At 63.8% G+C, this 20214-nt stretch carries 17 protein-coding genes; 13 read left to right on the top strand and 4 right to left on the bottom strand.

Annotated features, from left to right (window positions below; translation table 11 throughout):
• Nucleotides 1-30: 30 nt before the first annotated feature.
• Nucleotides 31-891, top strand: a complete 861-nt coding sequence (locus FJW08_RS30575; RefSeq protein WP_140813542.1) for a MurR/RpiR family transcriptional regulator — start codon at nucleotides 31-33, stop codon at nucleotides 889-891.
• Between the two features lie 5 nt (nucleotides 892-896).
• Here FJW08_RS30575 and FJW08_RS30570 read toward each other — a convergent pair whose 3' ends face one another.
• The 3 genes from FJW08_RS30570 to FJW08_RS30560 form a co-directional block, all read right to left on the bottom strand.
• On the bottom strand, nucleotides 897-2252 hold the full coding sequence (locus FJW08_RS30570; protein WP_140813541.1) for a glutamine synthetase family protein: 1356 nt from the start codon (nucleotides 2250-2252) through the stop codon (nucleotides 897-899).
• 248 nt (nucleotides 2253-2500) lie between these two features.
• Nucleotides 2501-3199, bottom strand: a complete 699-nt coding sequence (locus FJW08_RS30565) for a GntR family transcriptional regulator (RefSeq protein WP_140813540.1) — start codon at nucleotides 3197-3199, stop codon at nucleotides 2501-2503.
• A 187-nt stretch (nucleotides 3200-3386) separates the two neighbouring features.
• Nucleotides 3387-5447, bottom strand: a complete 2061-nt coding sequence (locus tag FJW08_RS30560) for a N,N-dimethylformamidase beta subunit family domain-containing protein (RefSeq protein ID WP_140813539.1) — start codon at nucleotides 5445-5447, stop codon at nucleotides 3387-3389.
• Between the two features lie 438 nt (nucleotides 5448-5885).
• Between FJW08_RS30560 and ftsZ the strand changes: the two genes are divergently transcribed.
• The 7 genes from ftsZ to FJW08_RS30525 all read left to right on the top strand — a co-directional run bounded on the left by ftsZ (nucleotide 5886) and on the right by FJW08_RS30525 (nucleotide 13602).
• On the top strand, nucleotides 5886-6923 hold the full coding sequence (gene ftsZ, locus FJW08_RS30555; protein ID WP_140813538.1) for a cell division protein FtsZ: 1038 nt from the start codon (nucleotides 5886-5888) through the stop codon (nucleotides 6921-6923).
• 176 nt (nucleotides 6924-7099) lie between these two features.
• A complete protein-coding gene (locus tag FJW08_RS30550) occupies nucleotides 7100-8143 on the top strand; it encodes a substrate-binding domain-containing protein (RefSeq protein ID WP_140813537.1) in 1044 nt (347 codons plus the stop codon).
• Between the two features lie 36 nt (nucleotides 8144-8179).
• On the top strand, nucleotides 8180-9451 hold the full coding sequence (locus tag FJW08_RS30545) for an ABC transporter substrate-binding protein (RefSeq protein WP_140813536.1): 1272 nt from the start codon (nucleotides 8180-8182) through the stop codon (nucleotides 9449-9451).
• A 75-nt stretch (nucleotides 9452-9526) separates the two neighbouring features.
• Nucleotides 9527-10372 (top strand): sugar ABC transporter permease, encoded by an 846-nt coding sequence (locus tag FJW08_RS30540; protein ID WP_140813535.1) that lies wholly within the window; start codon nucleotides 9527-9529, stop codon nucleotides 10370-10372.
• Nucleotides 10373-10385: 13 nt separating this feature from the next.
• Complete coding sequence (locus tag FJW08_RS30535) at nucleotides 10386-11231, top strand: carbohydrate ABC transporter permease (protein ID WP_140813534.1); 846 nt, start codon at nucleotides 10386-10388, stop codon at nucleotides 11229-11231.
• A gap of 21 nt (nucleotides 11232-11252) precedes the next feature.
• On the top strand, nucleotides 11253-12293 hold the full coding sequence (locus FJW08_RS30530) for an ABC transporter ATP-binding protein (RefSeq protein WP_140813533.1): 1041 nt from the start codon (nucleotides 11253-11255) through the stop codon (nucleotides 12291-12293).
• A gap of 16 nt (nucleotides 12294-12309) precedes the next feature.
• Nucleotides 12310-13602 carry a trehalase family glycosidase gene (locus tag FJW08_RS30525; protein ID WP_140813532.1) on the top strand — a complete coding sequence of 431 codons (1293 nt, stop codon included), beginning with the start codon at nucleotides 12310-12312 and terminating at the stop codon, nucleotides 13600-13602.
• Between the two features lie 26 nt (nucleotides 13603-13628).
• Here the strand turns inward: FJW08_RS30525 and FJW08_RS30520 are convergent, their stop codons facing one another.
• Nucleotides 13629-14354, bottom strand: coding sequence for an MgtC/SapB family protein (locus FJW08_RS30520; protein WP_140813531.1), 726 nt, complete (start codon nucleotides 14352-14354; stop codon nucleotides 13629-13631).
• Nucleotides 14355-14616: 262 nt separating this feature from the next.
• Between FJW08_RS30520 and FJW08_RS30515 the strand changes: the two genes are divergently transcribed.
• From FJW08_RS30515 to FJW08_RS30495, 5 genes are all read left to right on the top strand, one after another.
• Entirely contained in the window at nucleotides 14617-15591 is a 975-nt protein-coding gene (locus FJW08_RS30515) for a sugar-binding transcriptional regulator (RefSeq protein ID WP_181178420.1), read from the top strand.
• 45 nt (nucleotides 15592-15636) lie between these two features.
• Nucleotides 15637-17082 (top strand): extracellular solute-binding protein, encoded by a 1446-nt coding sequence (locus FJW08_RS30510; RefSeq protein ID WP_140813530.1) that lies wholly within the window; start codon nucleotides 15637-15639, stop codon nucleotides 17080-17082.
• Between the two features lie 152 nt (nucleotides 17083-17234).
• Nucleotides 17235-18158, top strand: a complete 924-nt coding sequence (locus FJW08_RS30505) for a sugar ABC transporter permease (protein ID WP_140757687.1) — start codon at nucleotides 17235-17237, stop codon at nucleotides 18156-18158.
• 9 nt (nucleotides 18159-18167) lie between these two features.
• Nucleotides 18168-19025 (top strand): carbohydrate ABC transporter permease, encoded by an 858-nt coding sequence (locus tag FJW08_RS30500; RefSeq protein WP_140813529.1) that lies wholly within the window; start codon nucleotides 18168-18170, stop codon nucleotides 19023-19025.
• A gap of 2 nt (nucleotides 19026-19027) precedes the next feature.
• Nucleotides 19028-20146: an ABC transporter ATP-binding protein gene (locus tag FJW08_RS30495; protein WP_140813528.1), complete on the top strand. Its 1119-nt coding sequence runs from the start codon at nucleotides 19028-19030 to the stop codon at nucleotides 20144-20146.
• The last annotated feature ends 68 nt before the right edge of the window (nucleotides 20147-20214 follow it).

Raw genomic sequence — 20214 nt, 5'->3', positions numbered from 1 at the left:
GTCTGGCAAGTCTGAACAGCGAGGGATTCCGTGTCCGTCTTAAGCAGGATCAATGCCAAGCTCGACGGCATGGCGCCCAGCGATCGCGAGATCGGCCGTTATATCGTCGACAATCCCGACCAGATGCTGCGGCTGTCGACGGCCGCACTCGCGGCCGAGATCGGCCGCAGCCAGTCGAGCGTCGTCAAGTTCAGCCAGAAACTCGGCTATGCCAGCTATCAGGAACTCAAGCTCGCCGTCAGCGAGGCCAAGGCGCAGGATTGGCAGGTGCCGGCCGGCGTCATCCACGGCTCGATCGAGGTCGGCGATGGCTTTCCGGTCATCCTGAAGAAGCTGATCGGCAGCAAGCTGCTGTCGATGCAGCGGACCGTCGCCGCCAACAGCGAGCGCGTCATCTCCAGGACGCTGGAGCTGCTGGATGGCGCGCGGCGCATCCATCTGGTCGGCGTCGGCGCCTCCTCGCTGGTGGCGCGCGATTTCTCCTACAAGCTGATGAAGCTCGGCCGCAATGTGCTGCATGACAGCGACAGCCACATCCAGATGGCCAACGCCTCGACGCTCGGGCCTGGCGATGTGCTGTTCGCGCTCTCCTATTCCGGCGCCAGCATCGAAACCTTGCGCATCGCCGAGCTTGCAGCCAAGCGCGGCACGTCGGTGATCGCCGTCACCGGCCTGCACGACAATCCGCTGAGCCGCGTCGCCGACATCCGCCTCTACACCATCGCCGACGAGGAACGCGCACGCTCTTCCTCCATCACCGCGCGCGACGCGCAGCTGACGCTGACCGACCTTCTGTTCATCCTGCTGGTACAGAAGCAGCCGGACGCCAACGATTACGTCCACAACAGCGAGGCGGCTGTCACGGTGCTGAAGGCCGAGCGGTCGTCGTAAAGGCCTCAGACGCTTTCGAGATAGGTCTCGATCTCGAAATCGCTGACGTTGAGGGCGAACGTATTCAATTCCTGGCGTTTGCAGGCGACGAAGGAGTCGCGCAGGATCGCCGGGAAGATCTCCGCCACATGCGTCCCGCTTTCGAACGTCGCGATCGCCGACGCCCAGTCCGGCGGCAGCTTGGCGGGGGCAACGCCTTGCCCGTCATTCCCCGCCGGGTCGCCCGGCGACATCCGCTTCTCGATGCCGATCAGTGCGGCGCCCAGTATGGCGGCAAGCACGAGATAGGGATTGGCGTCGGCGCCCGAGACGCGATGCTCGATGCGGCGCGCCCCGGTCGGGCCGCCGGGAATGCGGATCGCGACCATGCGGTTCTCGTAACCCCAGGCGACCGCGGTCGGTGCGTAGGATCGCGGGCGCAGCCTGCGGTAGGAATTGAAATGCGGCGCGAACACCAGCGTGCTCTCGGCCATTGCCGCCAGCAGCCCGCCGACCGCGTGGCGCATGGTGTCGGAGCCCTGGTCGGTGCCGTCGTCGAACACGTTGCGCCCTTCGCCGTCGACCAGGCTGAAATGGACGTGAAACCCGTTGCCGGCGCGGTCGCCATAGGGCTTGGCCATGAAGCAGGCGGCAAAGCCGTGCTTGCGGGCAATGCCCTTCACCGTGCGCTTGAACAACACCGCATCGTCGGCCGCTCGCAAAGCGTCGGCGACATGGTTCAGGTTGATCTCGAACTGGCCGACGCCGTTTTCGGCAATCGCCGTATCGACGGGAATGCCTTGCGCTCGGCAGGCTTCGTAGATGTCGTGGATGAAGGCTTCGAAATCGTCGATCTCGTCGATCGACAGCGCCGCGTCGGAATCGAGACGCCGCCCGGTGACCGGTGAGACCGGTCCGACCGGCCGCTGCGATTGCGGATCGACCAGGTAGAATTCGAGTTCGGTCGCCGCGACCGGAGTGAGGCCGAGCGCCTTGTAGCGATCGAGGATGCGGGCCAGTGCCCGCCGGGGGTCACCGAGATAGGGCGCGCCGCTCTCGTCGGCGAGCCAGAGCGGGACGAGTGCCGTCGGTTGCGCCGTCCATTCCACCGGCAGAATGCCACGCCCCGTCCATTGGCAAAGGCCATCGGCATCGCCGGTCGAGAAGACCAGGCTGTTGCCTTCGATGTCCTCGCCCCAGACATCGAGCCCGATCAGCGAATAGGGCATGCGCAGCTTGCCTTCCAGCGCCTTGCGGGCCTGCTCGACCGGGATGCGCTTTCCCCGCATGATGCCGTTGAGGTCGCACACCGCGGCCCTCAGGCTCTGGATGTCGCTTCGGCTCTCGAGCCAATTCAAAACGTCCGCAATTGCATCGCTCAATTTCCGTTACCTCTGGTTCCCTGCGGTGCCGCGCTTGAGGCGGCCACCCTATTTAACGACAAGACAGCTGATGAGTTCATGAAGGTATCTCCGACGTCAGTCGGAAGAGTTTCCTTCATTTTTTCAAATCATTAGCTGGGATGTCGGGAGGCATTTCAGGAACCAATTGCGCGATTTGCGATCGCAACATAGCGACAAGGCAAGGGAAAGCCAAGGGGCATCTGGTGACGTGTCCAGGAGACACCGGTCTAGCTCCTCGCTTCCGGGAACTTGCCCTGCCGCAGGATGTGGGTCGCGCCCTCGTCGATGTCGCGAACGATGGCCGCCCGCGCCCGCGCGCCGTCTTGTGCCTCGATCGCCGCGACGACTTCCTCGTGATAGTCGATGTCCAGAATGGAGGAGAGGTCGTCCTCGAACCCCGTGGCGAGGTTTCGGAGAAACGGGCCGACCTGCATCCACACCGTTTCGATCAGGAAGATCATCTGCTCGTTGCCGCAATGGCGATAGATCGAGAATTTGAAGTCGTGGTTCTTCCTGAGATAGTCGCCGATATCGCCCTTGCGGGCCGCCAGGGTCAATTCGGTGCAATGGCGTCGGATCGCCCGCAGATTGTTGCCGTTGATGAGTTTCGTTGCAAGCTCGGTCGCCGGGCCTTCGAGGAGCGTGCGCACGGCGGTCAGTTGCGAAAACCGCTCGGCCGAGATCACCGGCACCTCGACGCTGCCGTTCGGCATCGGGCTCAACGCCCGCAATGCCTGCAGCCGCATGAAGGCACTGCGCACCGGCATGTCGCTGGTGCCGAGTTCCTTGGCGAGTTTGCGCGAGGTCAGCTTCTGGCCGGGCAGGAATTGGCCCGACATCAGGGCTCGCACGAGCTCCAGATAGACCTTCTCGTGCAAGGGCACGGTGTCGACGGCGGTCAAGCCGAAATGTGTTCTGTCGGCCATTGGCGAGGGCGCTACTTTATCTGTTCTGAAAATGACCTGACGACATCGGCCGCGGACAAACCTTGAGCCGGGTATGGCGGGAACACCCAAGCCGCCGATTGATCAGGCATGATAGACGCTTCGATCGTTGCGCGGCAAGCCAACTGCTGGAACCGGCGCGGTGCCACGGGTGCCCACCTTTCCGGGGCTATCGATCCGGGGCCTGCCGGCTCGTTGCCGCCGCCAGACGCGTCAGCAAATTCTTGGTGATCCGGCCGACGTCGTTCATGGCGTCGCCCGCCGGCAAGGCGCCGCACCAGGCGACCGAACTCGCGCAGAAGATCAAACCGCCCGAAGGCAGATGGCGCAGCGTCATCTCCGCGCAGCGGCGCCCGTCGCGCTCGCTGTCACCTCCCTCGTACCAACGGGTCGCGTCATGGACGAAGCTGTCCGGGAAACCGGTCGCGCGCGCAATGACGATGGTGTCGGGGGATGTGCCCAGATGCGGGTCGGTGGCATCGACCTCGTAGCCGGCAGCCCCACCAAGCACGATGCCCTCGTCGCCGAAGGTCTCGCTGGCGACGCCGTCGAACAACCACGCGGCCGAAGGCTGACGGCTTTCCGGCGTGCGTGTAAAAGGCCGTGCGCCTTCGAAACCCATCAGCGAGATGGCGACGCCGGTCAGCGAGAACTCGCCGCGCCCGCTGGCGCGCAGGTAGCATCCCGGCTGGTTGGTGATCGACAGCGACTGTTCGGCGATGGGACCGTCCCAGGTCCGGCCCGCCTCGAGCGGCGAGCGGCGCAGTTCCATCAGATCGTCTTGGAACGCCACCTTGCCGGCAAAACCATTGCCGCCGAGATAGGCGATGCTGCCGCCCGCCGCCGCGAACTGGCGCAAGGCATGTTCCATCTCGACCGACATGTATTCGGGATGGCTGCCGGTGATGACCGCGTGATAGTCCCGCAGGCCGGCTACGCCCCGTTCATGCAGGTCGCGGTCTGTGATGAGATCGAAGGCAATGCCGTTGCTGTGGCAGAAGCGCAGAAAGTGCAGGTCGACCGGTAGGTTGTGCGGACAGCCGCACAGCGGGTAATTGTAGTCGTCGCGCAGCGTCGCCTTCGGCTTCCTGGTGGAACAGATCGACACGCCGCTGAGGTCGCTGTGGTAGTCGTAGAGAGACTTCAGGTTGTTGTCGATCGCGAAGCGATGGCCGCGATCCTCGCACATCCATTCGTAGAGATGCGCCGGCAGGAATTCATCCGCGTAGGCAAGGTAGGTGGCCGTAGGCACCAGGAACAACAGTGGCGTGCGGCGTACCGACGAAGTGATGAAGAAGACGATACGCTCCGCCCCTTCGTCCTGGCCGACCTCGAAGGCATAGACGCCGGCCGGCGCTTCGGCGGGGATTTGCAGCTGGCAGGACGCGGGCCACTGCAACGCGCCCATGTCGTCGTCGTGGCAATGCACGGCGTCGTAGTGCGACGGCACCAGGCGGGGGTCGAAACTCGACCCGTCCCAGCGGCGCGAGGTCATGCAGAAGGCGGGCTGGTTGATCGTTTCCAGGAAGAGGACGCGATCGGTGCCTGTCGAGGCGAGCGGGCCGCTCGGCAGCAGGGTCGGAAACGTCCACGCGATACGACCAGCCTCGGTTTGCAGGGAGATCGCAGAGAATTTCGCATTGAGCGACCTGACATCGTTTGCCGTGCTGGTGCCGAAGACCATGTCACCGGGCAGCGGGCGCCATGGCAGGTCGAATCGATGATCCAGGTGAAACGGCGACAGGAGATCGTCCGAATCGATCCGCAGCACGGTCGCGCCGTCGTTCGACGAAATCTCGACCTTGAGCCAGATGTTTGCCGGCAAGGCCACGCCGCTATCGAGCGGCTTGCCGCGGTCGCCTGACATCAGCCGCCCGTCCTGCAGGCCGAGGCGCAGGTTTCCGCTCTCGAACAGCACGCGGGCGCCATCATTGCGGGTCAAGTACACTTCGAAGGCGACGCCTTCGATCTCGGTGGCCTTGGCCAGTTCGGTCGCCGCGATCTTCAGGAAGGATCCATGATCGAAGTCCCGATGCGACACGGCATTTCCTGTCGACTCGACGCGCCAGCCCATCGGCTCGGCCGCGGGCGTGTCGAGCCGCACGACGTGCACGTCGCGTACCTGCCGCGCTGACGAGACATGAAGGGCGACCGGTGTTCCGGCCGCTGTATGCCAGGGAACGGTATAGCCCGACACGGCCATGGCGCCGTGATCGACGGGGCGTTTCATCGCCGCAAAAGTCCGCGCCGCGATCCCGGCGGTCGCAATCTCATGAGTGGCAAGCTGGACAACTCTTTCACACCCTTGGGTTCTGGAGGGGATACAACCTATAGCTTTGATTGCTGACGAAGTCCGCAGAGATCCCGCCCTGGTCATTGAGACAACCGGCCAAGGCGGGTTCTACCCAGCCATCGACAGGCATCCGCGTGGTGCCTGATCTACGGCGACACTATCGCGATCGTCCAAAACCGGACAATCGTTCTCGTAGCTCGACCTCTTCATCACAAATCTTGACCTTTCCCGCACTTGCACGTCCGCTCGCTCTCTGGCTTTTTGGGGTACCCATCCGAACGGACTGATTCGCGTCATGCCGCTCGATTGCAATGTCTTGCAGGCGGTCTGCTTGTGGGTCGTGAAGCGCACGCAGTTGGTGAAGGAGAAGCAGGCATGGCCGAGTTCAAGAAGCCGGAAATCTCCGAGATGAGACCCAAGATTACCGTGATCGGTGTCGGCGGCGGCGGCGGCAACGCGATCAACAACATGATCGTGGAACAGCTTCAGGGAACCGAGTTCATTGCCGCTAACACCGATGCCCAGGCGCTGACCATGTCGAAGGCGACGCGGCTGATCCAGCTTGGCGCGCACGTCACGGAAGGCCTTGGCGCCGGCTCGCTGCCCGAGATCGGCCGTGCCGCTGCAGAGGAATCGCTCGACGAGATCATGGATCATCTGGCCGGCACGCATATGTGTTTCGTCACCGCCGGCATGGGCGGCGGCACCGGCACCGGTGCGGCTCCGATCATCGCCCAGGCGGCGCGAAAGGCCGGCATCCTGACGGTCGGCGTCGTCACCAAGCCGTTCACCTTCGAGGGCAGGCGCCGCATGCAGATGGCCGAAGAGGGCATCGAGCGGCTGCGCGAGGCCGCCGACACGGTCATCGTGATCCCCAATCAGAACCTGTTCCGGATCGCCGATGCCAAAACCACCTTCGCCGATGCCTTCGTCATCGCCGACCGGGTGCTTTATTCCGGCGTCAGCTGCATCACCGACCTCATCGTCAAGGAAGGCCTGATCAATCTCGACTTCGCCGACGTCAAATCGGTGATGCGCGGCATGGGCCGCGCCATGATGGGAACCGGCGAGGCCTCGGGCGACGGCCGGGCGATGAAGGCGGCGGAAGCCGCGATCGCCAACCCGCTGCTCGACGAAATGTCCATGAAGGGCGCCAAGGGCGTCCTGGTGTCGATCTCGGGCGGCAGGGACATGACCCTGTTCGAGGTCGACGAGGCTGCCACGCGCATCCGCGAGGAAGTCTACGAGGATGCCGACATCATCGTCGGCGCCATCTTCGACAAGAGCATGGAAGGCCGCTTCAGGGTATCGGTGGTGGCGACCGGCCTCGATCGTTCGCTCGCCGAAGGCGACGCCGATGCCGGCATCGCGCGGGATCATTCCATACCTTCCGCCGCACGGACCTTGCAGTAAGGGCTGCTCCCTTCAAATCGGCTGGCATCGGTCAGGCGGCCTGCGGAATTGCGCGGGCCGCCTCGTGCTCGCTGCGTTCCGTACCCGGGCACAAGATCGTTTGATCGCGATTTAAAACGTTTGCATTTTCGCAAAAGCCAATTACAAACGTTTCAAACTCGTTCAAGGGAGGATCGGTGACGACCCGCGTCATCACGCTGAAGGAGCTTGCGGCCAGCCTCGACCTGTCGATCACGACCGTCTCGCGAGCGCTTGCCGGCCATGAGCAGATAGCGCTCAAGACCCGTGAGCGTGTCGCGCAGGCGGCGCGCCAAGCGGGCTACGTGCCCAACACCGCGGCGCGCACGCTGGTCTCCGGCCGCAGCGGTTTCGTCGGCCTGGTGTTGCCGATACGCGGACCCAATCTTGTCGATTCCTTTTTGGGCGAATTCGTCACCGGGCTCGGCGAAGGGCTGGTGTCGCATGGCGCCGACCTCATCCTTGCCACCGCCGCACTCGGCCATTCGGAATTGTCCGTGCTGCGCCATGTCGTGGAATCCGGGCGCGCCGACGGCGTCGTCGTCACACGTATCGCCGAGATCGATGAGCGCCTGGTCTATTTGCGCGAGCGCGGCTTTCCGTTTGTCGCTCACGGCAGGTTGCTCGACAGCGATTTTGGCTACAACTGGCTCGACACCGACGGCGCACACGCCTTCGGCGAAGCCTTCGACATGCTCTATGATCTCGGGCACCGCCATTTCGGCCTGGTGACGATCTCCGAGCCGATGACCTTCCGCCATCTCAGGCAGGACGGTCTTGCCGCGGCCATCGCCCGGCGAGGCGACCCGTCGGTGCGCCTCGACGTGGCGACGGCACCGCGCTTCGACCATGAAGCCCGTGTCCAGGCCGTCAACCAGATGCTGCATGGGCCTGGCCGGCCGACCGCCGTCGTCGCCCTTTTCGACGAACTGGCGCTGACGGTGATGGAAGAGGCGGCGCGTGCGGGGCTCGTCGTGCCGCGCGACCTTTCCGTCATCGGTTTCGACAACATCGCCGCCTCGGCCTATGCGCCCCCGGGCCTCACCACGTTCGACGCCTCGATCCGCCAATGCGCGCGTGAAATCGCCGACATGCTGCTTGCCGTCATCGCCGGGCAACCCGGCAAACCGCTGACGCGGCTGATCCGGCCGACACTGGTTGCGCGGGCAAGCCACGGGCCCGCGCCGCGAACAAGAAGCTGACGCCGTCATGACGGCGCGTATCTAGGGAGGAAGACCATGATGAAAGCATTGAAGACACTGGCGGGCGCCGCGCTGGCACTGTCGGTCGCCGCTGGTGGCGCCGAGGCCCAGCAGGTGCTGTTCTGGTCGACGCAGGCGCGCCCGGTCGAAGAAACGCAGAAGATGCGCGACGAGGTGCTGAAAGGCTTCGACGGTCCGGTCGACTACCAGGTCGCCGAGGACGGTCCCTGGCTCACCCGCCTGCAGGCCGAATTGCAGGCCGGCTCCGGCACCATCGGTCTGCTGGGCGGCCTGCATGGCGATTTCTCGACCGTCGGCGCGAACCTCGTCGACCTGTCCGGAATCGATGTCGGCGGCGTCAAGGTCAACGAGGCCTACAGGAAGCTCGGCATGCTCGGCACCGGCGAACAGAAGTACCTGCCCTGGATGCAGGCAACCTACCTGATGGCCGCCAACAAACAGGCCTTGCAATACCTGCCCGCAGGCGTCGGCCTCAACACCATCACCTATGACCAGTTGATCGAATGGTCGAAGACCATCGCCGAGAAGACCGGTTCGCCGAAATTCGGCTTTCCGGCTGGCCCCAAGGGGCTGAAGCATCGCTTCTTCGAGGGCTTCCTCTATCCGTCCTATACGGGTTCGATGGTCACCAAGTTCCGTTCGGCCGAGGCCGAGACGGCATGGAACAAGTTCAAGGAATTGTGGCAGTACACCAACCCGAACTCGACCAACTACGCCTTCATGCAGGAGCCGTTGCTGACTGGTGAGGTATGGGTGGCGTTCGATCACGTCGCGCGGCTCGCCGATGCGTTCAACAAGAAGCCTGACGACTTCGTCGCTTTCCCGGCCCCGGCTGGCCCCGCCGGTCGCGGCTTCATGCCTGTCGTTGCCGGTGTCGCCATTCCCAAGACTTCGCCTGACATGGACAAGGCGAAGGCGCTGGTCGCCTATATGCTCAAGCCCGAAACCCAGATCGCCACGCTCAGGGCGACCAATTTCTTCCCCGTCGTCGACGTCAAGCTGCCCGACGACATGCCGGCTTCGGTGAAGGCTTTCGGCCCGGCGATCGCCACCATGACCGGAGCTCCCGATGCGATGCCGGCGTTGTTGCCGATGGGTCTTGGCGACCTCGGCGGCAAGTTCAACCAGATCTACACCGACAGTTTCGAGCGCATCGTGCTTGGTGGCGAGGACGTGCATGGCGTGCTCGCGGAAGAGGCGACGGCGCTCAAGGCGATCATCGACCAGTCCAAGGCGCCGTGCTGGGCGCCCGACAAGCCATCCGACGGCGCTTGTCCCGTCGACTGACATCCTCCCAAGGGGGCGTCCGGAGTTTGTTGCACTCCGGGCGCCCAGGCCGCGGCATCGCAAAGGATGAACACCATGCACGGCAAGGCTCTGCCCTATCTGCTGCTGATGCCGGCGACCTTGTTCCTCTGCATCTTCTTCCTCTATCCATTCGCGTTGGTCGTCTTCGAGGCGGTGACCCGCGACGGCGCCTTCACACTCGATAATTTCCGCACCATGGCCGGCAGCTGGAAATTCCCCGCCACCGTCCGCAACACCCTGCTGCTGGCGGCAATCGTCGTGCCGATCCAATTGGTCATGGCTCTTTTGATGGCCAGCGTGGTTTCGCGGCTGGAGACCGGACGAAGTGCCGTGCTCTACGTCTTCGCCATCCCGCTCGGCATTTCCGATCTCGCCGCCGGCCTGATCTGGCTCGCCATCTTCGACCAGTCCGGCTTCCTCAACACGCTGCTTTCCAGTTTCGGCATCGTCGACAGGCCGGTCATGTTCCTCGGCTACCAGAGCAAGCTGACCATCTTCATCGCCGTGGCGCTGGCCGAGATCTGGCGGGCCACCGCGATCATGATGGTCATCCTCGTCGCCGGCATGGGCCTGATCCCCAAGGAATATTACGAGGCGGCGGAAGTGTTCGGGGCAAGCCCGTGCCAGCGCTTTGTGCGCATCACGCTGCCGCTGCTTCGCCCCAGCCTGCAGACGGCCATCATCCTGCGCGTCATCCTCGCCTTCGAGGTCTTCGCCGTGGTGGCGGCACTTGGCGGCACCAACCTGCCGGTGCTGATGGGCGAGACCTACAACTGGCAATTCACGTTGCAGGACCGCAATGTCGCAGCCGCCTCCGCGCTGCTCATCCTCGCCATTTCGCTCGGCTTCACGCTGTTCTTCCTCAGGGTGCTGCGCGTGCCCAAAGAGGCCAGGATATGAAGGAGGCGCGGATATGAGCGCCGTGGCCGAAGCACAGGTCGCCACGCCAGCCGATGCCCGCAAGGCCGGCAACTGGCTGCTGATCGCCACCGCGATCGTGCTCAGCGTCTGGGTGCTGCTGCCGATTTACCTCCTGATCGTCAATGCGCTGTCGTCGCCCGGTGAGGTCACCGCGTTCCCCAAGCGCTTCCTCCCGTCCTTCGACCTCGGCAGCCTGTCGTTCTTCGTCAATTTCGCCGGCGTCGCCAGGGCGCTGTGGAACTCGGTGCTCGTCGCCACGCTGACGATGATCCTGGCAATCGGCTTCGGCGCCCCGGCCGGCTATGCGCTGTCGCGCTTCGATTTTCCGGGGAAGGGCACGTTCCGCTTCCTGGTGCTGATGACCCGCGCCTTCCCGCTGCCGCTTCTGGCCTTGCCGCTGGCGGTGATGTTCATCCACACCGGCCTCGACGACACCGCCATCGGGCTGGCGCTGGTCCACACCACGCTGGCGCTGCCGTTCGCCGTGCTCATCACCTTCTCGCTCTTCTCCGGTATTCCGGTCGAGCTCGAGGAGGCGGCGTGGACGCTCGGCTGCACACGCTGGCAAGCCTTTCGCAAGGTCATCCTGCCGCTGGCGCTGCCCGGCATCGCCGCCTCGGCGGTGTTTGCCTTCACCATCTCCTGGAACGAGGTGTTCGCCGCCGCCGTGCTCACCATCGAGAACCGCACGCTGACCGCCTTCCTGCTGCAAAGCCTCGGTGAATCGCCGCTCTATCTCAAATTCGCGGGTGGCGCGGCGCTGGTCGTGCCGGCGCTGATCTTCATCTTCGCCGTCCGCAAATACCTGTTCGCCATGTGGGGGATCGCCAACCGATGACACGCGCCACGGAGACGGCTGATGGCTGAAATCGCAATCAAGGGCGTGGCGAAGCGCTTCGGTGACTTCACCGCGCTGCATCAGGTCGACCTCACCATCGCCGATCAGGAATTCATGGTGCTGCTCGGCGCCTCGGGCTGCGGCAAGACCACGCTGCTCAGGATCGTCGCCGGACTGGAGACGCCAAGCCAGGGCGAGGTCTGGATCGGCGGCCGCCGTATCGATCATCTGCCGCCGCGCGATCGCGGCATCGCCATGGTGTTCCAGAACTATGCCGTCTTTCCACACCTGACCGTGTTCGAGAACATCGCCTTCGGCCTGCGCATGAAGAAATTGCCGCGGCAGGAAATCGAGCGGCGCGTCAACCGCACCGCCGAACTCATGCACATCGAGCAATTGCTGAATCGCTACTCCGGCCAGTTGTCAGGCGGCCAGCGCCAGCGTGTCGCCGTCGCTCGCGCGCTCGCCATGGAGCCGGATGTCATCCTGATGGACGAGCCGCTGTCGAACCTCGACGCGCTGCTGCGGCTGGAAATGCGGGCCGAACTCAAGGGCGTCCTCGCCGCGTCGAGGACCACGACCATCTATGTCACCCACGACCAGGTCGAGGCGATGAGCCTCGCCGACCGTATTGCCGTCATGCATCAGGGCCGCATCGTCCAGGCTGCGTCGCCGGTCGAGGTCTACCGCAATCCGGCGGCGCGCTTCGTCGGTTCCTTCATCGGCAATCCGCCGATGAATTTCCTGCCCGCGACCAAGGCAGCGAACGGAAACTGGAATGTTGCCGGGCTGGCGCTGTCCGGTCCCAAATCCGACAGGCAGAAAGTCGAGTTCGCCATTCGCCCCGAGGATGTCGATGCCGGCGGCGAGGGCCTGCCCGCCACGGTGCGGATCATCGAGCCGCTCGGGCCGCACACGCTGGTCACCTGCGATGTCGGGGGCAGCCTGTTCCGGGCCGTGCTCGAGTCCGGCGTAGCCATTACCGTCGGCGATCGCCTGCGGCTCGCTCCCAAGCCCGACCGCATCCGCTGGTTCGACCCCGAAACGACGCAAGCCTTGTGAAAGACCTGAAACGTCCATGACCGCTCATGCCACCAATGACATCATCGCCCGCGCCGTCGAAGTGCTGAAGGAGAACGATCAGGGGACCTATACCATCCCGACAAAAGGTCTCTATCCGTTCCAGTGGAACTGGGATTCCTGCCTGACGGCGCTCGGCCTTGCCCATTATGACGAAGCGCGCGCCTGGACCGAGATCGAGACGTTGTTTGCGCATCAGTGGCCGGACGGCATGGTGCCGCATATCGTCTTCCATGTCTGGAACGACGGTTATTTTCCCGGTCCCGAGGTCTGGCGAACCGGTCGCCCGACCGCCACGTCGGGCATCACCCAGCCAGCCGTCGCAGGCTTTGCCGTGCGGCGCCTGTTCGACCGCGCCAAGGACAGGACATTGGCCGCCGAGCGGGTCCGCGCGCTGCTGCCGAAGATCGACGCCTGGCATCGCTGGTTCTACGAAAGCCGCGACCCGAAAGGTGAGGGGCTGGTCGCCATCATCCATCCCTGGGAATCCGGCCGCGACAATTCCATCGATTGGGACGACGCCTTCGAGCGCGTGCCGACCGAAGGCATCGAGCCCTATACCCGCCGTGATACCTTGCATGCCGATCCGGCACATCGCCCGACCAAGGCGCAGTACGATCGTTATCTCTGGCTGGTGCAGCGTTTTCGCGGGCTCGGTTGGGACAATGCGAAACTGCACGATGCCTCGCCTTTCCAGATTGTCGATCCCGGCTTCAACGCCATCCTGATCCGCGCCGCCACCGACCTTGCAGATCTTGCCGAAGCGCTTGGCGAGACAGCGATCGCCAAAGCCAACCGTGCCTTTGCCGAAAAGGGCCTGGTCGCCATGGAGCGGCTGTGGAGCGACGCACACGGTCAATACCTCTGTCTCGACCGCGTCTCCGGCAGGCTTGTCGACAGCGCCTCGGTTGGCGGCATCCTGCCAGCCTTTGCGGCGATTCCGAAAGACCGAGCCGCTGCAGTCGCCGCGGCCGTCGAACGCCTTGCCGACACTATGCGTTACGTCGTGCCGTCACATGATCCCGCCGATCCGCGCTTCGACGCCAAACGCTACTGGCGCGGCCCGGTCTGGCTGGTGGTCAACTACATGATCGCCGACGGCCTTGCCGCTGCCGGCCACGGTCAGGTCGCACGGCGCATCACGCGATCCAGCCTCGACCTGATCCGGGAGAGCGGATTTGCCGAATACTACGACCCGCTGACCGGTGAGCCGCTCGGCGGCGGCCGTTTCACCTGGACGGCGGCGATGGTGATCGAGTTTCTGCGTGGGGCGCAAGTGGGTGGGGTTTAAGCGCGTCGGGGTGGGAACGTTTCTCTTCAGGACGCTTTCTCGCCGACTAGATCAAATCGCTCGATCTCACATTCGCGGGCGACCAGCGCCAGGATTTCCGTTGAAGGTTCGGTCGCATCGGGCTGTCTCCATTCGAGATTGAACGAGTAGACGAAGCGGTCGCGGCTGAAATCGTGCTCCATCGTGGCAAGGCGTGCGTCATAGCCGAGCGGCCGCACCATCTCTTGAAGGTCGGGCAGTGAACTTTTCGCCCAGGAAACCGACAGGATCGCATGGTGGTCGCGCGGGATCTTGAGATCGACCCATTTCAACACCTGAAGCGTCAGCAGCGTCAGCACGGTTGCAATTCCCGCAAGACCGAACTGGCCGCCGCCAAACGCAAGTCCGATCATCGTCATGATCCACATGGTGGCCGCGGTGGTGACACCGGTCACGAGGTCGCCGCGCCGAAGGATGGCACCGCCGCCGATGAAGCCCACGCCGGTCAGCACGCCAAGCGGGAGGCGCAGCACGTCCATGCGGGAGAAGAAATCCATTCCCTTGCCTGTCGTATCAAGCAGCAAGTTGGCCTGGATCATCGCAACCGCGGCCGCAAGGCCGACGAGGATGGTCGTCCGAAGCCCGGCGGTGTGGCCACGCGCTTCCCTGTTCAGGCCAATGAGGAAACCTGCAAGCACCACAAACAGCAGCCGTGCGATAAGATCGGGCCATGTCGGATGAAGCGGCATATCGCAGCAAAGCGGCTCGAACATTGTCCTGTCAGGCGGCGCCACTGCTCCGCCTCTCCACCTTCCCCCCGGGTTTTTGGCACCGCTCAGTGTCGGCGTTGCTTGCGGCCGGCCGGCGCGCCGCGACCTCGATATAAGAACCTCTTTGCCCTCCTGAAGTTCCGGCCGGGCCGCGGCGCGGCCGGCCGGCCAACCGCCATGCGATTTTGAAAGGTGGCGCTTGACTTCGGCCAATCCATGTGAAAAATTTTGCAGCAACTGATAAAAATATCATCGGGACGGAAACGTGGTTGGTTTTGGAAACGGCCTTTTGCGCGACGATGATGCCAGCATGGCGGCGCGGGCTGCGTGGCTTCATTACGCTGGTGGCCTGACCCAGTCCGAGGTCGCCAAGCGGCTGGGGCTGACCAGCCTCAAGGCCCACCGCCTCATCACCAAGGCCAACCAGGAAGGGCTGGTGAAGGTCTATATCGACGGCGAAGTGTCGGAATGCGTCGAACTCGAGGACGAATTGTCCCGCCGCTATGGCCTCGACTATTGCGAGGTGGTCCCGGATTTCGATTCCGAGGATCTGCCGCTCAAGGCGCTCGGCATTGCCGGAGCGCAGTTCCTCAAGCGCGAGATCGAACGCGGCGAGCAGGCACTGATCGGCGTCGGCCATGGCCGCACGCTCGCGGCTTGCGTGGAATACCTGCCGCGCACGACCACCGACCGGATCCGTTTCGTTTCGCTGCTCGGCGGCCTGACGCGGAAATTCTCGGCCAACCCGCATGACGTCATCCACCGTCTCGCCGAACGCACCGGCGCCGAAGCCTATGTGATGCCGGTGCCGATGTTCGCCAACACGGCGGAGGACCGCATCGTGCTGCTGGGCCAGAAGGGCGTTAGCGAGGTCTTCGATCTCGCCAGATCCGCCGACCTGCTTTTCGCCGGCATCGGTACCGCCGAACGCGAGGCTTCGCTGGTCGCCACCGGCATGATCGAGAAGGGTGAGATGGAGGAGATCCGCCGCAATGGCGGCGTCGGCGAATTGCTCGGCCATTTCTTCGACGAGGCCGGCAAGGCGGTGGCGACGACCGTTTCCAACCGGGCGCTGGCGCTGGCGCGCGAGGACATCGCCAGCCGTAGGATCGTCGCCGTCGCCGGCGGCAGGATCAAGGTTCGCGCCATCAAGTCGGTGCTGGAGGGGCGCTATCTCAAGGGCCTGATAACAGACGAGCGGACGGCGCGGTCGCTCGTGGAAGAGACGCCGGTCGGGTAGCCGGCAACCGTTCAGTTGAAACTACCCTGTGGAGGAGAAGACGAAATGCATGAGAAAGAGAAAGACCTCATTGACGCCTTCCTGCGCGGACAAGTCGACCGTCGCGGATTGATCAAGGGCCTGGGCGCGATGGGCCTCGCCGCCGGCACCGCCGGCACACTGCTCAACCTGGGCCAGACCCGCGCGCTCGCCGCCGACTTCGACTGGCAGGCGCATAAGGGCAAGACCATCAAGCTCCTGCTCAACAAGCATCCCTATGCCGATGCGATGATCGCCGACCTGGAGAACTTCAAGAAGCTGACCGGCATGAACGTCGTCTATGACGTCTTCCCCGAAGACGTCTATTTCGACAAGGTGACCGCGGCCCTGTCGGCGAGCTCGCCCGAATACGACGCCTTCATGACCGGCGCCTACATGACCTGGACCTATGGCCCAGCCGGCTGGATCACCGACCTCAACGAATGGATCAAGGATCCGGCCAAGACCAACCCGAACTATGCCTGGGACGATTTTCTCCCAGGCGTGAAGTCGTCCTGCGCCTGGAACGGCAAGCCGGGCGGAGCGCTGGGTTCGGAAGACGCCAAGCAGTGGTGCATTCCGTGGGCCTTCGAGCAGAACAACATCACCTACAACAAGGGCATGTTCGACAAGGCCGGCGTCGGCGTCCCCGGCAATCTGGACGAGATGATCACGACGGCGGCCAAGCTGCAGAAGGATATCGGCAGCGGCGTCTACGGCATCGGCGTGCGCGGCTCGCGCTCCTGGGCGACCATCCATCCGGGCTTCCTGTCTGCCTACTCGAACTTCAACGAGAAGGATCTGACTGTTTCTGCCGATGGCAAGCTCGCGGCGGCGATGAACACCGCCGGCTCAAAGGCCTTCCATGCCAAATGGGTGCAGATGATCCAGGAGAGCGGCCCCAAGGACTGGTCGACCTACACCTGGTACCAGGTCGGTACCGATCTCGGCGCCGGCGCCTCGGCGATGATCTTCGACGCCGACTGCCTCGGCTACTTCATGAATGGCGGCGACAACAAGATGGCCGGCAAGCTCGCCTATGCCGCCTTCACCGCCAACGCGGAAGCCAAGGCCTCGACGCCCAATATCTGGATCTGGTCGCTGGCGATGTCCAACTTCTCCAAGGACAAGGACGCGACCTGGTACTTCCTGCAATGGGCCTCGGGACCGGAGCACGGGCTGTTCGGCGCCACCAAGATGGACTTCGTCGATCCGGTCCGCCAGTCGGTGTGGAAGGACGAGATGTTCCGCGAGAAGCTGAACAAGAGCTATCCCGGCTATGTCGAGATGTTCGACGCTTCGGCGGCCGGCGCGTCGATCAAGTTCACGGCGCAGCCGCTGTTCTTCGACCTCACCACCGAATGGGCGGCGACGCTGCAGAAGATGGTGGCCAAGGAAGTGCCGGTAGACGAGGGCCTCGACAAGCTCGCCGAGAGCATCAACGGCCAGCTCAAGGAAGCCGGTCTCGGTTAAGTCGCAAGGACGCCGGCCTGCTTGGCGGGTCGGCCCTGGTTACACCTTTTCACGTTTGCGATGCGGTGCCGAAAGGTGACCGCCATTTCGCCCGACCGGCCGCCTTGCTCCCTTGGGCGGCCGGCAGGGCGAGGCAACAACGGAGCAGCTCGATGACTGCGGTGGTATCGCAAAGGCCCAGGCCATCCGGCTTCAGGATCAGCAAGCGGGTGCTGCCCTATGTGCTCAGCCTGCCGGCCTTGCTGGTCTGCATCGGCATCCTGATCCCGTTCCTGACCTCGGTGGTCTATTCCTTCCAGCGCTACCGTCTGAGCCAGCCCTGGGCGCGCCAGTTCAACTGGGGCGACAACTACATCTCCTTCTTTACCGATCCGAAGTTCTGGAACACGTTGAAAGTCTCGCTGGTCTATGCCGGCACCACGGTCGTGCTGGAACTGCTTCTGGGTCTCGCTATCGCCTTGCTGCTGCAGAAGCGCTCGACGCTCAACAACTTCATCTCGATCATGCTCTTGATGCCGCTGATGACGGCGCCGGCGCTGGCCGCGCTGATGTGGAAGCTGATGACCAATCCCGGCTTCGGCGTGCTGAGCTATCTCGCCAGCCTCATCGGGCTGCAGGATTTCCGCTGGGCGTCGTCGCCGTCGACCGCGCTGTTCACCGTCGTGCTCGTCGACATCTGGGTCTACACGCCTTTCATCATGATCCTGCTGCTCGCCGGCCTGCGCAGCCTGCCGACGCAGCCCTTCGAGGCGGCGGCGCTCGACGGCGTGCCGAGGAGCTTCGTCTTCTTCCGCATCACGCTGCCGATGCTGACGCCCTACATCCTGACGGCGACGCTGTTCCGACTGCTCGATTCGATCCAGCAGTTCGACATCATCTACGCGATGACCCAGGGCGGGCCGGGCGACACGCTGACCGTCTTCCAGGTCGAGGCCTATCTCAACTTCTTCCAGTCGACCAATGTCGGCCGCTCGGCGGCGCTGATGATCATCCTGTGGGCGATCACCTATTTACTCTCCAACATCTTCATCAAGAACTGGCTCAGGCTGCGCGAACGCGCCCGTGGCCAGGCATAGGAGGCGGCGATGGAACACACCTCGCTTCTCGAACGCATCCTGCGCGGCGCAGCACTGACCCTGGTGGTGATCTTCTTCATGTTCCCGATCGTCTGGATTTTCATGATGTCGTTCCAGACCAACGAGACCATCCTGCGCATCCCGCCACAGCTCATCTTCCAACCGACGCTCGCCAATTACACCGCGCTGATCACCGGCAAGCTGATGACCGCTGCCGGCACGCTCGACATCGCCTTCATGCGCAATCTCTGGAACTCGGTGTTCCTGTCTGTGACCTCGGTCGCCGTCTCGCTGTTGCTCGGCGTGCCGGCCGCCTACGCCTTCGCGCGCCACAAATTCCGCGGCTCGGAGGACATCGCCTTCATGCTTCTGTCGTTCAGGTTCGCGCCGGCGCTCCTGGTGCTGCTGCCGCTGACCCTCTATTTCCAGAAGCTCGGCCTGGCCAACACCTATATCGGGCTGATCTGGGTCTACCAGCTGATCTGCCTGCCGTTGATCCTGTGGATCGTGCGCGGCTATTTCGAGGATATTCCGGCCGACATCGAATATGCCTACCGCATCGGCGGCCATTCCTGGTTCGCCACCTTCCGCAAGATCGCACTGCCGCTCGCTGGCCCTGGCATTGCGGCGGCCGGCCTGCTCGCCTTCATCTTCGCCTGGAACAATTTCGTCTTCGCGCTGGTGCTGGCCTCGGCCGACAAGCAGCCGGTGACGGTCGGCGCGCTCGCCTTCATCACCTCATCGGGCATCCAGTATGGCCAGATTTCGGCGGCCATTGTGCTCTCGATTACGCCGACGCTGGCGCTCGCCCTCTATGCACAGCGCTATCTGGTCGAAGGCCTGTCGCTCGGCGCGGTGAAAGGATAGACATGGCCAGCCTCGAACTCAGAAATCTCGTCAAGCGCTACAAGAGCCAGACCGTCCTCGATAATTTGTCGCTGACCGTCCCGGATGGCGAAACGCTGGTGCTGTTCGGCCCTTCCGGCGCCGGCAAGACTGTGCTGCTGCGGCTGGTCGCCGGCGTCATCGATCCAGACGAAGGCAAGATCCTCATCGGCGGCGAGGACATGACCGATGTCGATGCGGAGTTCCGTGGCGTCGGCATGGCGTTCCAGAATTTCGCGCTGTTTCCGCATATGAGCGCGTTCGACAACATCGCGACACCGCTCGAGGCCAAGCGTTCCTCACAGGGCGCGATCAAGGCCGGCGTCGAGAGCGTCGCCAAGCTGTTGAAGATCGGCCATGTGCTCAGCCACAAGCCACGCGCGCTGTCCAACGGCCAGAAGCAGCGCACCGCACTTGCGCGCGCTCTGGTCGGTTCGCCGCCGCTCCTCTTGCTCGACGATCCCTTGCGCAATGTCGACGCCAAGCTGCGTTTCGAGATGCGGCTCGAATTGCCCAGGCTGCTCGCCGATCGCGGCGCCACCGTCGTCTACGTCACCCAGGACTACAAGGAAGCCATGGCGCTCGGCGACCGTATCGCGGTGATGTCGCAAGGCGTCATCCGGCAGCTCGGCACCCCGGAGCAGATCTATCGCGAGCCGGCCAACATCGAGATCGCGCGGCTGTTCGGCGACCCGACCATAAACCTGCTCGACGTCAAGCCCGCGCGCGATGGCAGGGGAGGTTATGTCGGCCTGTCCAACGTGCAGGTCCATCTCGCCGACGTTCCCGAGACCGCCGTCGGCCGCGACTGTGTCATCGGGTTGAGGCCCGAGGCACTGCATTTCGTTGGCGAAAACGAGCCCGGCGCCATTCCGGTGACGGTCGAGGCCGAGACGCCGCTCAACGAGAAGATCGTCACCCTGGTGCGCACCGTTCGTGGCCGTGAAATCCTGGTCTCGCGCCCGGCCGGAACGCCGGGCCGCAGCGAAGGCAAGGCGCATATCGTCGTCGACGGCAAGAGCGCCTTGCTGTTCGATCGGGCGAGCGGCGAGCGCATCGGCGCGAAGAACGTCGTCAAACTACGCAACGGAGAAGCGGCATGAGACTTCCTGTGTCAACCTGTTGTGAGCAAGAAGCTAGCGGCGGGGTGTTTGTTGGGGTCGTAGGATGT

The organism is Mesorhizobium sp. B3-2-1, from assembly GCF_006439515.1.
In the GTDB taxonomy this organism is placed as follows: Bacteria; Pseudomonadota; Alphaproteobacteria; order Rhizobiales; family Rhizobiaceae; genus Mesorhizobium.
Note: the sequence above shows the minus strand (reverse complement) of the source record. Positions and strands in the feature narration are given on the sequence as shown.